Source organism: Roseibium sp. SCP14, from assembly GCF_040329475.1.
Lineage (GTDB): Bacteria > Pseudomonadota > Alphaproteobacteria > Rhizobiales > Stappiaceae > Roseibium.
The window spans coordinates 1,158,309-1,173,793 of the sequence record NZ_JBDZYH010000002.1 but is presented as its reverse complement, the minus strand read 5'-3'; the positions used below and the strand labels follow the sequence as shown (position 1 = coordinate 1,173,793).

15 protein-coding genes are annotated in these 15,485 nt (G+C 56.4%); 11 read left to right on the top strand and 4 right to left on the bottom strand.

The window, feature by feature from the left end; all coding sequences use genetic code 11:
• Window positions 1–180: hypothetical protein (locus tag ABLQ08_RS12660; protein WP_352942542.1), on the top strand; the 180-nt coding region annotated here is incomplete at its 5' end.
• On the opposite strand, the gene acdA is transcribed toward ABLQ08_RS12660, so the two are convergent.
• Complete coding sequence (acdA, locus tag ABLQ08_RS12655; RefSeq protein ID WP_352942540.1) at window positions 177–1,418, bottom strand: 3-sulfinopropanoyl-CoA desulfinase; 1,242 nt, start codon at window positions 1,416–1,418, stop codon at window positions 177–179. The two genes, ABLQ08_RS12660 and acdA, sit on opposite strands and share 4 nt — an antisense overlap.
• 117 nt (window positions 1,419–1,535) lie before the next feature.
• Here acdA and ABLQ08_RS12650 point away from each other — a divergent pair, with 117 nt between their 5' ends.
• A complete protein-coding gene (locus ABLQ08_RS12650) occupies window positions 1,536–2,402 on the top strand; it encodes a LysR family transcriptional regulator (RefSeq protein ID WP_352942538.1) in 867 nt (288 codons plus the stop codon).
• Window positions 2,403–2,433: 31 nt separating this feature from the next.
• Here ABLQ08_RS12650 and ABLQ08_RS12645 read toward each other — a convergent pair whose 3' ends face one another.
• From ABLQ08_RS12645 to ABLQ08_RS12635, 3 genes are all read right to left on the bottom strand, one after another.
• A complete protein-coding gene (locus tag ABLQ08_RS12645) occupies window positions 2,434–3,834 on the bottom strand; it encodes an MATE family efflux transporter (protein WP_352942537.1) in 1,401 nt (466 codons plus the stop codon).
• 61 nt (window positions 3,835–3,895) lie between these two features.
• Entirely contained in the window at window positions 3,896–4,459 is a 564-nt protein-coding gene (locus tag ABLQ08_RS12640) for a cytochrome b (protein ID WP_352942535.1), read from the bottom strand.
• 62 nt (window positions 4,460–4,521) lie between these two features.
• Window positions 4,522–5,157: a glutathione S-transferase family protein gene (locus tag ABLQ08_RS12635; RefSeq protein WP_352942532.1), complete on the bottom strand. Its 636-nt coding sequence runs from the start codon at window positions 5,155–5,157 to the stop codon at window positions 4,522–4,524.
• Between the two features lie 357 nt (window positions 5,158–5,514).
• Here ABLQ08_RS12635 and ABLQ08_RS12630 point away from each other — a divergent pair, with 357 nt between their 5' ends.
• The 9 genes from ABLQ08_RS12630 to ABLQ08_RS12590 all read left to right on the top strand — a co-directional run bounded on the left by ABLQ08_RS12630 (window position 5,515) and on the right by ABLQ08_RS12590 (window position 15,393).
• The gene (locus tag ABLQ08_RS12630; protein ID WP_352942530.1) at window positions 5,515–6,192 is read left to right on the top strand and encodes a response regulator transcription factor; all 678 of its coding nucleotides are present in this window, start codon (window positions 5,515–5,517) and stop codon (window positions 6,190–6,192) included.
• Window positions 6,161–7,567, top strand: coding sequence for a sensor histidine kinase (locus tag ABLQ08_RS12625; RefSeq protein WP_352942528.1), 1,407 nt, complete (start codon window positions 6,161–6,163; stop codon window positions 7,565–7,567). The genes ABLQ08_RS12630 and ABLQ08_RS12625 overlap by 32 nt, the downstream gene beginning before the upstream one ends.
• Before the next feature lie 161 nt (window positions 7,568–7,728).
• Window positions 7,729–7,917 (top strand): hypothetical protein, encoded by a 189-nt coding sequence (locus ABLQ08_RS12620; RefSeq protein WP_352942525.1) that lies wholly within the window; start codon window positions 7,729–7,731, stop codon window positions 7,915–7,917.
• An 83-nt stretch (window positions 7,918–8,000) separates the two neighbouring features.
• On the top strand, window positions 8,001–8,921 hold the full coding sequence (locus ABLQ08_RS12615; protein ID WP_425328982.1) for an AAA family ATPase: 921 nt from the start codon (window positions 8,001–8,003) through the stop codon (window positions 8,919–8,921).
• Window positions 8,922–8,932: 11 nt separating this feature from the next.
• Window positions 8,933–9,865 carry a DUF58 domain-containing protein gene (locus tag ABLQ08_RS12610; protein WP_352942521.1) on the top strand — a complete coding sequence of 311 codons (933 nt, stop codon included), beginning with the start codon at window positions 8,933–8,935 and terminating at the stop codon, window positions 9,863–9,865.
• The gene (locus tag ABLQ08_RS12605) at window positions 9,862–10,341 is read left to right on the top strand and encodes a DUF4381 domain-containing protein (protein WP_352942519.1); all 480 of its coding nucleotides are present in this window, start codon (window positions 9,862–9,864) and stop codon (window positions 10,339–10,341) included. Before ABLQ08_RS12610 ends, ABLQ08_RS12605 begins: the two co-directional genes overlap by 4 nt.
• On the top strand, window positions 10,338–11,357 hold the full coding sequence (locus ABLQ08_RS12600; protein WP_352942516.1) for a vWA domain-containing protein: 1,020 nt from the start codon (window positions 10,338–10,340) through the stop codon (window positions 11,355–11,357). Before ABLQ08_RS12605 ends, ABLQ08_RS12600 begins: the two co-directional genes overlap by 4 nt.
• Before the next feature lie 5 nt (window positions 11,358–11,362).
• Window positions 11,363–13,576 (top strand): VWA domain-containing protein, encoded by a 2,214-nt coding sequence (locus tag ABLQ08_RS12595; RefSeq protein WP_352942513.1) that lies wholly within the window; start codon window positions 11,363–11,365, stop codon window positions 13,574–13,576.
• 14 nt (window positions 13,577–13,590) lie between these two features.
• Window positions 13,591–15,393, top strand: a complete 1,803-nt coding sequence (locus ABLQ08_RS12590; RefSeq protein WP_352942512.1) for a BatD family protein — start codon at window positions 13,591–13,593, stop codon at window positions 15,391–15,393.
• Window positions 15,394–15,485: the final 92 nt, after the last annotated feature.

Here is a 15,485-nt window from a genome sequence, read left to right as displayed (position 1 = left end):
TTTGCGGTTCACGACAAGGGCGAAGCACGAAGCGCAATCGAGCAACGCGAACATAAAAGCCCCCTCACGAAACCAAATTACAAAAAAAGCCCGCATGGTGAAAACCAGCGGACTTTTTGGCGTTCAAAACTAAAAATAAAACAAAGAAGTGTAGAAGATACCGAATTTTGTCCGTATTAGGCCAACCGAAGAAGCGGGGCTGCTCCGACAGGCGTCTCTTCCATTATTTCGTTGGTCTTTCCAGCGTAACCATCACGGGTTTGTGGAGTTTTTATTCCGAGAATGCTGCTCGCCACCTGAGTTCTAAGAACCTGGGCAGTGCCGCCGCCTATGGTGAACATGCGGGCATCGCGTGCCATTCTCTCCAGAGGCAGGTTTCGGGAGTATCCCGCCGCACCGTGAATTTGAAGGGCGTCGTTTGTCACCTTGATCGCGGTTTCCGAGGCAAGAATCTTGGCCTGAGCGGCAGCTGCCATGTCAGGGAAACCCACACCGGCGTCGATTGCCGCATTGTGAAGTAGGGCTCTGGAAGCAGCCAAGCCGATAGACATGTCCGACAACATCCACTGCAATCCCTGAAATTCAGCAATTGGACGGCCGAACTGGTTTCGGGTCTTGGCGTAGTCGAGTGCCAGTTCATAAGCCCCCTGGGCTATGCCCAATGCGACCGTTCCCGCACCAACGCGTTGCCCGTTATAGGCATTCATCAACCCTGCGAAACCGCGTTTGATGCCTTCCGGCGGAACCAGCATCATCTCCTTTGAAACGACGAGGTCATCAAGGATCACTTCAGTTTCCGGTATTCCGCGTAGGCCCATCGCGGGTTCCCGGCGGCCGATCTTCAGTCCATCGGATTCACCGCGAACTACGATAAAGCCTGCGATGCCTTGCGAAATGCCATTCTCAATGACGCGAGCAAAAACAAGATGCAGCTTTGAGACACCACCACCGGTAATCCAGTGTTTGGTTCCACTTAGAACGTAATGATCGCCACGGCGCGTCGCCGTTGTTGTCATTTCCGTTGCGGCGCTTCCTGCGCCTGGTTCCGTGATGCAAATGGCTGGTTTGTCTCCGCTCAAGACAAGGTCGGCGGCCAGTCTTTTCTGCTTCTCGGAGCCATATTTCATGATGGCGCCAACACCACCCATATTGGCTTCGACGACGATGCGTGCGGTCACACCGCAAACTTTTGCAACCTCTTCGATAACAAGAACTGCATCGAAATAAGTCAGTCCCTGACCACCGTATTCGACGGGAATGGTCATGCCCATGAAGCCTGCTTTCGTCAGGCATTCAACATTGAGCCAGGGATACTCCTCGGAACGGTCGATATCGGCTGCGCGTCCAAGGAAGACATCCTGTGACAGCTTTCTGGCGGTTGCCTGAAGCATTGTCTGATCGCATGTCAAGTTGGTCATCGATTTGCCTTTGCCTGCCAGTGGTAGAGGAGCAGTTTCGGATTGAAATTGTAAGATAATGCCTTTATTCAATTCAATCGAATAAGATTTTAAATCAAATTCAAAAATGTTGAAGTAATGCAAACCCGTGCACTGGAAACTCTTGTTCGAATAAACGACGTTCAGTCGTTCAGTAAGGCTGCAGAGCTGCAAAATATGACACTGTCTGCGTTGAGCATGCAGATGAAGGCACTGGAAACAGAGTTGGGTGCGGATCTTTTTGATCGCACATTTCGCCCACCGAAACTAACACCTCTCGGCCGTTTGGTGGCGGACCGGGCAAGGGCCCTTCTTCGCGAGGAACAGGCCATTGTCGGCATCTGCGGAACAGCTACGGTTCTTCATGGCGTGTTTCAGATCGGATTCGTGCAATCGGCCAGTGTTCGAATTCTGCCTGGCTTCGTCAGGCTTGCGAGGGGACATGTTCCAGATGCGCAATTCAGATTTTCCTCTGCTTTGTCCGAAGTTCTGGAAAACCAGGTTGCCGCCGGCCAGATCGATTGCGCGGTCATCACTTCCGCGGGCCAACAGGAGGATTCTCTCAGATATGATGTGATTGCGTCAGAGGTCATGAGTATTGCAGCGCCATCCGTCAATGACGGTGCGAATTTTGATGTTCTTTCCGAGAAGTTGCCTTTCATTCATTTCAGGCCTAGCACCGGAATTGGGAAGTTGATTGCCGGATTTTTCAGGAACCTGCCGCCGTCAAACCACCCGACACTTGTCCTGGACAGCATTGAATCCTGCATGGAATGCGTGAAGGCAGGGCTGGGATACACAATCTTGCCGCGACCGGACATTCTCCGATACGCCGATGAACATGTGTTTGTGACCAATCTTGAAAAACATCCGATCTCAAGAGACCTGGTTCTGGTCTCCCGGCGAAGCGAGCCGAACCCGCAATGGGTTGCAGTGGTCTATGATCTCCTTTTGAAAGTTGCGTAACTGAACATGGTGACGCCCGTGTTTGCTGTTCCTACCTCTGCAGGAGCTTTCTGATTCCCTTGGAAATGTCACGGACCGGGTTTGAGCTGACACGCGTATGGTTCCACCGCGTCGCGGACGTCATCAAGAGGCGACGCGCATAGCCGGCAGCCAGTATGTTCGCCGCACAAAGGGCTATCAGGATCCACAATGGGCCGAACAGAGATCCGATCGCCAATGCCGGCAGCACGATCAGCGCAGTGCGAACAAACATCAGCTTGAGCGCACTTAAAGGCGCTTGCAGTCCGTTGAATACGGCGGCAGTGACATTCACGATTCCCTGAAATCCGTAGGAAAGCGCGACAATCCTGAAATAGAGACTGACAAACTCAACGATGCCGGGATCTCGGGTGAAGATCTTCGCTATGTGAGATCCGGCAAGAGCAAGGACGATGAAGAGGCACAAGCCGATCAAAAGCGATGCCTTGCCTGCGAATACGATCGCTTCATCGATCCGGCCATGTTTACCGGCACCGAAATTCTGCGCAACAAAAGGTGTTGCCGCCATGCTGATCGCCGATATTCCGACAAGCGCCAGTGCTTCGATGCGACTGGCCACGCCAAAAGCTGCGACGGTGTCCGGACCGTACCGGGCCAATAGGAGTGTGGTGAAGACCGCTGTAACCGGGGTCAGAATCTGCATGAAAATCGCGGGCAGGGAAATCGCGAAGATTTCACGGAGATCCTTCAGGATATCGTTCAGGCCTGATGCGCTGAGTAATCGGTTCCGTACCAGCAGCGTTCCCACTCCGCCGAAAATGAAAAGAAACGACAGCACCGTCGCCCAGGCTGCACCCGTAATCCCGAGTGCAGGAAAGGGTCCGATTCCGAAGATCAGTATGTAGTCAAACAGCAGGTTAACAACGCCGGCGATGGCAAACACGATCTCCGTGTCCCTGGTGATCCCGATTGCGCGAAGTGCGCCACCTCCAATAATACCAATCATCAGGAATGGCAGTCCGAGGTAAAGCACATTCATATAGGACGCGATCAGCGGCAACGTTTCGGGTTGCGCTCCAAGCACGGCAAACAGGGGATCCATAGTCCGGACGCCGGCAATTGAGAGCAAGATTGAAAGTATCAGGACTGAACTCAATGCCAGTGAGGTCAACACGCGTGCACGTTCTTTCTTTCCAGCTCCAATGGCTTTGGCCACCACTGAGGACACTCCCACCGAGAATCCAACATAGATGGAGACGAGGACGAGATAAGCGTTGGAGGCAAATGTCAGGGCCGCGAGTTCGGCCGGACCCAACAGGCCGACAAAATAGGTGTCGACGATCTGAAACAGAAATGTCGAAATCATGCCAAGGCTGATCGGGGCTGCCATCTTTACCAGAAGGGTATTGACCGGAGCCTCGGTCAGCGTGTGCTCCTTTTCCTGACTGGGCATGGTTGTCTCCATTCGTGACTATCGAAGCCGGTATCGAAGGACTGTTGTGAGACGGCGTCACTCAGATCATTTTTGAAAGAACATCGTTTTCGCGGCGGTCAAAAAGCCGGTGTTTGAGCGCCCCAGCCGCATGAACCGTGATGATCGCAATCATGGCGTAGCCCAGGTATTTGTGGATGGAGATGTAAAAGACTGTCGTCTCGTAGTTCTTGGCGATCGGAAACAAAGGCAGATCCAGGCCAAAAAACCAGATGGAGTGCAACGGAGGAACGTTTGGAAACTCCGGCACTGCGGAACTGGCGACATATCCGAATACGGGTATTGCCAACATGGCAAGATACAGAAAGATCTGCGCTGCCCTGGCCGAGGTTCTTTCATGCCAGGGCAGTGTTGTCGGCATTTCGGGTGAACGGGAGCGGAAGCGGACAATCAGACGCAGGATCACCAGTGCAAAGGCGAGAACGCCAAAAGCCCGGTGCCAGGCATAAAAATCAAATTTCCACGGGTGGTCCAGTGCCATGCGGTGCGCATAGATGCCTGAGACAAGCAAGCCGACGAGAAGCACTGCCATCGACCAATGCAGAGCGCGCAGGGGAATTGAGAACTTTCGGATTTCGGTGTTCATTTCAGGAATCCATAGCCATGATTCCTGCCGGGGGAACCCGGCAGGACCTGCTGTCAGGGGAATCAGGCGGCAGCGCCCACTTTCGGGCTGGTGCCCTGGGCTTCATGTACTCGTTGAACAGCGGGATCGGATGCCAGTTTGTGGACGATGCGATCAATGTTCGGATACTGTGAGGTCGGCTTGTCGAAGCCGTAGGCCCACCCGGCCATCGGATAGAGGAAGGCGTCCGCGACGGATTTGCTTGTACCGACCATCCAGTCCCGTCCTTCCAGATGATCGTCGATGAGCGTCAGAGCCTTGTCGATCAGGATATGGCTTGCGGCACGGACCGCTTCCTGACCGTTTTCGTCGGTGGTGAAGCGCATCGGCATGAAGTGCGGCCAGAAATAGGGATGCAATGTGCCGGACAGATAGACCAGCCAGCGGTGCAGCTCGACGCGTTCTTTTGTTCCTGCCGCAGGCCCGATGCCTGCGTCGGGATTCTGGTCCAGAAGATAAAGGAGGATCGCCATGCCTTCCGGCAACGCCAGTTCGCCGTCAACCAGTGTCGGGACGACGCCGGACGGATTGAGTTCAAGATATTCAGGGGACTTCATTGCGGCGAAGTCGAGATGCTCAACCTCATAGGGGTTGCCAATCCATTCCAGTGCAATGTGCATGGCAGTGGCGCAGGTGCCAGGTGCTGAATAGAGTTTCATGGTTTCGGTTCCTTTCCGTTGTGATGGAAAGATGAAGCCTGCCCACTTCGGGCACTAGTCAGTGAATTTGAGCAAGAGCTGCTCATTTGAAACACAGTAGGAATTCGATGAAGAGACGTCTTCGAGTGGCGGTAGCTCTACAAGAGAGCTCATGTCTGACATCACGCGGGAAGGTGCTGCTGAAAGGACTGTGCGGCCGATCAATGTTTCGGCCCCGGAACACATCACTGGATTAATCAAAAAGCGTGAAACTTGCTATCATGGCACCGTTTCCTAGTTATATTTAAAATACAATGGATTGAATATTTCGAAACCGCTGATATCAATTACAGGTAGTTTTGTTTTTTGGACCCCTAAATGAAGATTCTACTTGCTGAGGACGATCAGAAAGCAGCCGACTACATTCGGAACGGGCTTACGGAAAACGGGCATACCGTCGACTGGTTGACGGATGGCCGTGAGGCGCTGACCTATTGCCTTTACAACGACTGTGATCTTGCCATTGTCGACCGGATGCTCCCGGGCATGGACGGGCTTTCCCTGGTCAAGGCACTGAGAGCAACGACCAGCAAGCTGCCGGTGATTTTTCTGACCGCGCTTGGCGATGTTGATGACAAGGTGGAAGGGCTGCTGGCGGGCGGCGATGACTACATGGTCAAGCCATTCCATTTTTCCGAACTGCTTGCCCGGATCACCGCGCTATCCCGCAGGCCCCAGGAAGCTACGGCCACAACCGAGCTGAAGGTACATGATCTGAAACTTGACCTGTTGGCACGGACCGCCGAGCGGGCCGGTACGCCGATAGAGTTACAGCAGAAGGAATTTGCGCTTTTGCAGCTGTTGATGGAAAACGCCGGTCGCGTCGTTACACGCACCATGATGCTGGAAAAGATCTGGGGCTTCAATTTCGACCCTGGCACGTCCGTTGTCGAAACACATATCAGCAAGTTGCGCCAGAAGATCGACAAGCCGTTCGACACGGCTTTGATCCAGACCATTCGCAATGTCGGGTATTCAGTCCGTGCGCCGCGCTGACGTCAGATCGGGCCTTGCCTTCAAGACCTCCTTGCGGGTGGCCTGTGCGTTCGTGTTGATGATCGTGGTTGCCGGGATTGTTCTCGTCCTGGCGGTCACCAACACGCTTGAAGGGGAACTGCGGGCGCAGACTGAAGAGGAGATCGTGCTTCTGGAGCAGATCTACCGATCCGAGGGGCAGAGCGGGCTCGTCAACGCGATCAAGAACCTTACGGAACATGCGCTGCCGATCGGACATGCTTCCGGTGTGTTCGACAGTGGAGGAATTCGCCTTGCCGGGACGTTGCCATCTACTCCTCCGGCGATCGGATGGCAGAAGGTGCAGGTCAGCTATTCCCAGGCAGCCGCGACTTCACAAGGCTATTATCTCAAACGTGTATCGCTGGATGATCTGACCCTGGTGATTGGCCGGAGCAGCCGGATCATCGACGCTGCCCGTTGGTGGCTGTTGTTCTGGCTGATCTTTCTCGGCACCGCGATAACCGTCGGCACTTTGTTGCTCGGTTATTTCGCAAGCCGGAAATCCCTGCAGAAGCTGCGCGCAATGGAAAGCGTGATGCAAAATATTTCGCGTGGGGATATCTCCGCCCGGCTTGCAGTGTCTTCCGACCATGACCAGATCGATCGGATTTCAGCAGAGGTCAACTGGCACCTCGACCGCCTGGCAAGGCTGATGGAGGGCATGCAGTCGACTGCTTCGTCCATAGCGCACGATATCAAAACACCGCTTTCCAATACGCAGATCTGTCTCAACCAGGCGCTTGAAAAAATAGACAAGCACAGAGCCCCGCGGGAAGACATAGAAGCTGCACTCGGAGAGGTGCAGAGGCTCAATTCGATCATCGAGACCGTTCTGCGAATTTCACGCATCGAGGCAAGCGCCGGAACCTCTTCCTATCAGGATTTCGATCTGCCGACCCTCATTCGCGACATGATCGATTTCATGGAGCCTTTGGCTGAGCTGGCTGACCAGAACATTCGCCTGTCATCCAAGTCGGACGCCCAGTTGCTCATGCATGCCGATCCGGGAATGATCAAGCAACTCCTGGTCAATCTGCTCGGCAATGCCATCGAACACTGCCCGCCGGGCACCTCGATTGTGGTTGAATGCCGTCAGGAAAATCCTGAGATCGTACTTTGCGTTGCTGACAACGGGCTTGGCGTTTCCGAGGGTGATCGCGAGCGGATCCTGAAGCCCTTTGAGCGTCTGGACAGTGCTCGAACGAAGCCGGGGAGCGGACTGGGTCTTGCCATGGTCGCGGCGGTTGCCGAACACCACGGCGCATCAGTGACGCTTCAGGACGCTGCGCCGGGCCTTCGGATCATATTGCGATTTCCAAGCCGCGCCCAGGCAGAAGCGAAGGCTGCGCAGTAAAGCTTCTCGTGCCGAACGCGCCAATTGTCTGCAATTTCGATCTGAATTTCCAAACCTCAATTATTTTTAAACTTCGCGACAGGCGCAGTTAAAGTGCGCACCCCATTCTCCGGTTGTTCAAACAATACCTGCCCTGGGTACCGGATCGGAGCGTCGCTGATATGACCGCAAAACTGCGAATGAAAATTCGCAATGCCTGTAAGGCGTTGCAAGCGCAGATTCCTGCCTGTTTCCGGAATCGCGCAGGTTCACCCTCCAATACCGAAGTCCAATTGCGCTCACCGGAGCAAGGCCCGTCGAACCGAAGCGGCGAGCAGTACATCTCCGGCGATCGCGACGTCACATTTTGAAAGGACGCCAGATCATGAACCTGCATGCAACCGCTACCGCGGCAAATACCAAGGGCGATGTCGCCCATTATCTTCGCGATTTCATGAATTCCCGCATCATCGGCCAGCAGCAATTCGTTGATCGCATTCTGCTCGGTCTGTTCAGTGATGGACATGTGCTTGTTATCGGCGCACCAGGCTTGGCAAAGACCAAGGCGGTAAACGCGCTGTCGGAAGTCATCGATTGTGACGCCAAGCGCGTACAATTCACGCCGGATCTGTTGCCGAGCGACCTGACAGGAACCGATGTCTATCGGGCGGAGCGCGGGGAGTTCAACTTCCAGAAAGGTCCGCTTTTCAACAGTCTGATCCTGGCAGACGAGATCAACCGTGCACCGGCAAAGGTGCAGTCCGCGCTTCTGGAAGCCATGGCGGAAAAGCAGATCACGGTTGGCGGCACCACCCACCTCCTGCCCGAACTCTTCATGGTTCTGGCAACGCAGAACCCGATTGAGCAGGAAGGCACTTATCCTCTGCCGGAAGCCCAGCTCGATCGCTTTCTGCTGCAGGTCAATGTCGATTTTCCCTCGGCGGAAGCCGAGCGCGATATCTTGAAACTGGTGCGCGGCGAAACCTTTGGCGAGATAGAACGGCCTGAGCGCAAGATCAGCATCAACGAGATTTTTGACGCCCGCAGGAAAGCGCTGGAAACACATGTTTCCGAAGCCTTGACCGAATACATCATTCAACTGGTTCAGGCGACCCGCAACCCGGGAGCTTACGGCGACGATCTGTCCCGCATGATTGCCTACGGCGCTTCTCCCAGAAGCACGATTGCGCTTGATCGTTGCGCAAGGGTGCATGCCTGGATGCGCGGCTCCGACTTCGCAACTCCGGCAGATGTTCAGGCGATTTTGCACGACGTTCTGCGCCACCGGATCATCCTGAGCTTTGAGGCTGAAGCCGATGGCGAGACCCGTGACGGCTTCATCGATGCCCTGATCGATCGCGTTCCGGTTAGCTGAGGTATCGGGCCATGCATGAACACCGCACCTATGCGGCAGGCGTTGAGGCGAGTACGGCGGAGCTGATCCGCACCCGTCCTCCAAGGGCGACGTCAGGATTTGCCCCGTCCGGCCGTGTCAGCACACATCAGTGGGGGACTAATCGTTCGGTTTTTCGCGGGCGAGGCATGGAGTTTGCCGAGTCCCGCGAGTACCAGCCTGGTGATGATGTTCGCAGCATCGACTGGCAGGTGACAGCGAGAACCGGCAGGACCCACACGAAACTCTTTCAGGAAGAAAGGGAACGTCCGGTCCACATCCTTCTGGATCTGCGCGAGATGATGCAGTTCGGCAGCCGTGTGCGTTTCAAGTCGCACCTGGCAGCAGAGATTGCCGCCAAGCTTGCGTGGATTGGCCATGATGGCGGCGACAGGGTCGGTGGCCTGATCCTGACGAGAAGTGGTGTCCGCGATTTCCGCGGCGCACGAACTCGCCGGGCGGTGCTCCGTTTCATCGAGGCAATTGCGGAAGAAACCCGTTTGGACCGTGAACCGGGAAAAGAGCTGAGCCTTGCCGATGGCATACGCCGTTTGCGTCATGAGTGCCGGCCAGGAGCCCTTGCCTTCATTGTCAGTGATTTCGCCGATTTCGACAAGCGGTGCGAACAGGAACTTCGCCGGCTATCGAAAAGTCCTCACGTCACCAACATCATGGTGACCGATCCTCTGGATTGCGAATTGCCTCCGAGGGGAGGGCGGATCAGTGATGGATACCGGGCGGTTTCTCTATCGGGACTGAGGCGTCATGCGTTGCAGGATTATTCGACCGCATTCAACGAGCGGCAAGAGCGACTGGAGCTGACATGCCGTCAACGGGCAATGGCGTTTCATGCGCTGTCGACACCGGATGATCCGAAATCTCTTCTTTATGTCAAAGGCATTGAACCCGGAAGGAGGTCGCAATGACGACAGAACTTCCCCCTCAGATACTGACACAACTTGAGCAACTTAAGGACATCCGTCTGCCTGAACCGGTTTCCTGGTGGCCACTTGCCCCAGGCTGGTGGGGTGTTGCTGTCCTGTTTCTGGCGGCTGTCGCCGCGTTGATGGTCTGGTCGATCCTGCGCAGGCGGACCGTGCGTTACGTCGCTCTGGGCGAACTTGAGAAAATGCGCGGTGAAGATGCCGCCGATCTTTCGGAGCTGGCGACACATGTCTCGGCGTTGTTGCGGCGGGTTGCCATTCGACTGAACGGTCGTTCCATCGGCATTTTGAGCGACAAGGACTGGGCTGAATATCTTACCAGCGGCAAAAGCGGCATGCCCCGTGAACTGGCACTGGTTCTGTCTCAGGCACCATACGCTCCATCGAAGCCGGCGACGGACGAGCAGAAGAAGAAGCTCGTCGACGCGGCAGAACAATGGATCAGGAGGTGCGCATGATTACGTTTCTGTGGCCCTTGGCCTTTCTGGCCTTACCGCTCCCCTTCCTTGTCCGCTACTTCGCCAGACCTGCAGACCCGGGCCTTTCCGGTGCACTGCGCGTGCCGTTTTTCAAGTCCGTATTCGGCGGAACCTCCGTCGGAGCAGGCGCTGAAAACCGCAACTTATGGAAGTTGGCACTGGCTTCGCTTATCTGGGTGCTGTTGGTGACCGCGCTTGCGCGTCCGGCATTTGTCGGCCCGGAAGTTCCGCTTCCGGCCGAAGGCCGAGACGTCATGCTGGCGATCGACTTGTCCGGCTCGATGGACGAGCAGGACTTTGCAGTCGGGGGCCTTCCGTCGACGCGTCTTCATGTGGTCAAGGCGACTGCCGATACCTTCATTGAAAGCCGAAAAGGTGACCGGGTCGGCCTGGTGCTGTTTTCCGATCGTGCCTATCTGCAGGCGCCTCTGACCTTCGACCGGAATGCGGTCCGCGATCTGCTGGACGAGGCAGAAGTTGGTCTGACCGGTCAGAAAACGGCCATTGGCGATGCCATCGCGATTTCGTTGAAGCGGCTGAAGGACCGTCCGGAAAATGGCCGGGTGTTGGTTCTGCTGACCGACGGGGCGAACAATTCCGGCGTCATGGAACCTCTCAAGGCCGCCACGCTTGCTGAGGAACTCGGTATCAAGATCTACACGATTGGCGTCGGCGCGGAAGCGATGGCGGTCAATACGAGACTTGGGCAGCAGCTGGTCAATCCGTCCGCAGATCTTGACGAGGGCGTCCTCAGAGAGATCGCCGACATGACCGGGGGCAAGTATTTCAGGGCGACCAATGTCGAAGGACTGGCAACGGTCTACCGCGAGATTGACCGCCTGGAGCCGGTTGCGGGTGACCCGGTGCATATCCGCCCGGAAGTGGCGCTTTATTACTGGCCCGCAGGCGCGGCGCTGATCCTGGCAGCTCTGTTTGCATTGATCCTGGTCGTTCCCACCACTTTTTCACGGCGTCATAGCGTGGCTGGAGGCTGATTGAGATGACTTTCTTGTCGGATAATTTTCATTTTCTGCGGCCTGAATGGCTCTGGGCCTTGGTGCCGGCCACGGTTCTGGCTGTGCTGTTGTGGAATGGCCGCTTCCGCAGTGTCGGAAATACCTGGGCACGCTATGTCGATGCCCATCTCTTGTCGCATCTGTCGGTGCGGGGAGGCAAAAAGCAGCGCAGGAGCAGGTTGGTTGCTCCGGTCGCCTTTGCCGCGGTCGTTCTGGTGATCACGGGTCTTGCCGGCCCGACCTGGCAGAAAACCGATGTGCCGTCCTTTACCGGCGGTGAGCCGGTGGTTGCGGTGCTGAGTCTTGCCCAGTCGATGAATGCCGATGACCTGACGCCAAGCCGGCTGAAGCGGTCGGTTCACAAGTTGCGGGACATCCTGTCCCGCACGCAAGGGGACGAACGTGGCCTCGTAATCTACTCGGACGTTCCGTTCGTCGCAGCGCCGCTGACCAATGATGCACGTGTCATCGAGCAAATGCTGCCCGAACTGTCCACATCCCTGATGCCGGTGCTCGGCAACAGGCTGGATCTGGCAATAAGCGAAGCTCAACAGGTTCTGGAAAGAGCGGACGCTACGCGCGGTCAGATCATCGTCATTGCGGACAATTCCGGTAGCGACTCCGACGCAAGCCTTGCCGCAGCCGAAGCCGCGCGCAGAGCCGGCTACACGGTTTCCGTTCTTGCGGCAGGAACCGAGGACGGGGCCACGCTGCAGACTGCCGACGGTCGTGCCATCAGCAATTCTCAAGGGCAGACTTTCATGACAAAACTTTCCAAAGAGAGCCTGGAAGCTTTGGCGACTGCGGGCGGCGGGCAGTTCTCGATGATCACTCCAGGTGATGCGGATCTCAACGTGCTGTTGCCGGTACAGGATCAGTCCATGCGTGCTGCAGGCGACGCAAATGACTTCCAGGCCGATAGCTGGGTGGACATGGGATACTGGTTGTTGATCATTCCTGCACTCTTAGCGCCTTTTGTCTTCCGCCGTGGTGTCCTCATGGGTCTTGTCGTGGTTGGTGCCGGCCTGATGGCTCAGCCTCAACAGGCAAGCGCGAGTGCCTGGGATGATTTGTGGGCGACACGCGATCAACAAGCGCAAATCGCGTTCCAGAACGGTGACTTCGAAACCGCCGCGAGAACCTTTGATGTTCCTGAATGGCAGGCGGGAGCAGCCTATCGGGCCGGAGAATACGGAGCCGCCGTTGATGCCTATTCAGGTTCGCAAGACCCGCAGCGGGATTACAATCTTGGAAACGCGCTTGCGAAGTCCGGAGATCTTGAAGGTGCGCTGGAGGCTTATGAACGCGCTCTGGAAGCCGCACCGGCGGATGAAGACGCTCGGTTCAACCGTGATCTTGTTGCCAAGTTGCTGGAGGAACAGCAGCAACAGCAAGAACAACAACAGCAGCAGAACCAGAACCAACAGCAACAGGATCAACAAGGCGGTCAGGGACAGGAAGATCAACAGGACCAGAACCGGCAGGGTCAACAGGATCAGCAAGATCAGCAGCAAAGCGCTGGAGACCAGCAGGACCAACAGCAGGAAAGCGGTTCTGAAATTCAGGAAGCCAATTCGCAAGGCAGCGAAGATCAGAACCTGCAGGAGCAATCTGGCGAACAGCAATCGGCAGATCAGCAGTCTGGTGAGCAACAGTCAGGTGAGCAACAGGCAGATGACCAGCAGACCGGTCAGGAAAATGCTGCGCAGCAATCAGGCGGCATAACGCCGGAAGAGCAGCAAGGTGAGAGCGCCGACGCCCAGGATCAGGCTGCCCAAAATGAACAGGCCCAGGATCAGCAGGCCCAGGATCAGTCGGCTGAACAACTGGCCGCCGAAGGAGAGAACCGGGAGCAGGCGGACGCCTCGCAGGAGCTGCAAGCCGAAGGTCAGACGGCAGAAATGTCTGAAGAATCCGGTCAGCAACAAGCCATGCAGCCACAGTCTTCCGAAGGTGCCGAGACACAGGAGCAGGCAGAGCAGGAGCCGAGTGAGAACATGCTCTCGCGTCTCTTCTCGGAAGCGCTCTCCGGCAACGGCGAAGAAGAAGAGGAGCCCGTTGCGGAAGGATACTCCCGCACGCCGCCGCCGGTTGATCAAGCCGTGGAGCAACAATTGCGCCGGGTGCCGGATGATCCGTCCGGTCTGCTGAAAGCGCGGATCCACAAACACTATGCACGGCTGCGCGCAGCCCAGTAAGCGAGGACGAAACGATGAAGCGTAACGGAGTGAAGAAAGTTCTGCTCGCGACCGCGCTGACGCTTGCGGTGAGCCATGGCGCGCTGGCGGCAAGCCTGAATGCGAGGGTCAACACGGACAAGGTCGCGATTGGCGATCAGTTCCAGCTGACACTGACAACGGATGGTGCAGGCAATTCAATGCCTGATCTGGCCCCTTTGCAAAAAGAGTTCAATGTCCTTGGAACATCAAGCTCTATGCAGACCCAGATCATCAATGGCAGACATTCGCAGCAGAAAAGCTGGATTGTCACCCTGTCGCCGAAGCAGAAAGGACAGGTAACGATCCCGGAGCTGTCGTTTGACGGCGCCAGCAGCAAACCGCTGACCCTGACGGTGCTTGATCCTGCTGACATGCCGAAGTCTCAGGGTGTAGACGGCGTCTCGGTCGAGGCGACGCTTCAGGGCGACCATCATTACCTCTACCAGGAAATTCCGGTGACGGTACGGATTGAAACGCTTGTGCCTCTCAAGAGAGCCGAGTTGGTTGCGCCGAGCGATCCGGCCTATGAATTGACATCGAATGGCGAGGACCGCACGTCGCAAATCATGAGAAACGGGCAACCGGTCACCGTGATCGAGCGCCAATACATGTTGCAGCCGCAAAAGACCGGCGAAGTGACCATCGCGCCTTTCGTCATTCGGGGCGAGGTAAAGGATCCGAATGCACGCCAAAGCCCGTTCGACCGCATGGGGATCGGGCGATCCCTGTTTGACGATTTTCCCTTCAAGGGCAGTGCATTCGGCTCACGCGGCTTTGGCAGCAGCATGTTTAATGACATGTTTTCGCCCGGCAAGCCGTTTGCTGCACGGTCCGACGCAATCAAATTGTCGGTGGAGGGTGGCGCCACAACGCAGTCAGATCAATGGTTCCTGCCAGCCAAAGCGGTCAGGCTGATATCCGAATGGTCTTCTGAAAAGCCTGAGTTCAAGGTCGGCGAAGCTGTGACGCGCAAGGTCAGCATTCTGGCGCTGGGTGCCCGTTCCGAGCAATTGCCGGATCTGCAGTTTGCCGCTCCCACGGGTGCGCGGATATATGTCGACAGCGACGCAACCGATGAGTTCAGCACCGAGGAAGGAACCGTCGGACGCCGTGAGATCGTGACGTCCATCGTGCCGACGACGGGCGGTGAAGTTGTGCTGCCGGAAATCTCGCTGACCTGGTGGGATACGGAAGCAGGTGAAGAAAAAACGGCAACCATCCCGTCCGAGACCATTCATGTGGATGGGCCCGTGACGGCGTCGGCGACGCCTTCGCGGCCCGCTGCTTCCTCCGGGCCGACAAACTCGTTTTCTTCCGAGAACGGTTCGATCCATATGGAAGAGTGGGCCCTTGCGGGAGGCGGCGTTGCCGTGACGCTGGCGCTCGCGTTCGGCGTTGCCATGGCCGCCCGGCGCAGGCATGCTCCTTCGCCGGTGCAAAAGGAACCGGCCCGGAAACATGCAGAGAAGTCCGGTCAGGCCCGCCGGGAAGCAGAACAATTGCTGTCAGCTCTCAAATCTGCGGGCAGAAGCAAGGATGCCAGGAATATCTATCTTGCAGCGCTCGCCTGGCAACGTGGACTGCCGAAAACGGTCTCGGTTCCGCAGGCCTTCAAAAAGGAAGTCAGCAAATTGGAACAGCATCTTTATGCCGTGGACAAGGAAAGCGCGAGCTTCGATGCCGGCCGCATGATCCAGATTGCCGAACAGGTTACCAAAGGGGCGGGCAAGACCAGCAGGCAAAGCGGAATACTTCCATCGCTTTATCCCGAGCATGCAAATCCGGAATTGGCCTGACGCCTTTTCAGTTCAGCAGAGAGCCATTGGTTTTTTGCGGTTGAAACGGAACGGTGCAGCAGGGATGCTGCACTTCGCATTGAAGAGGAAGA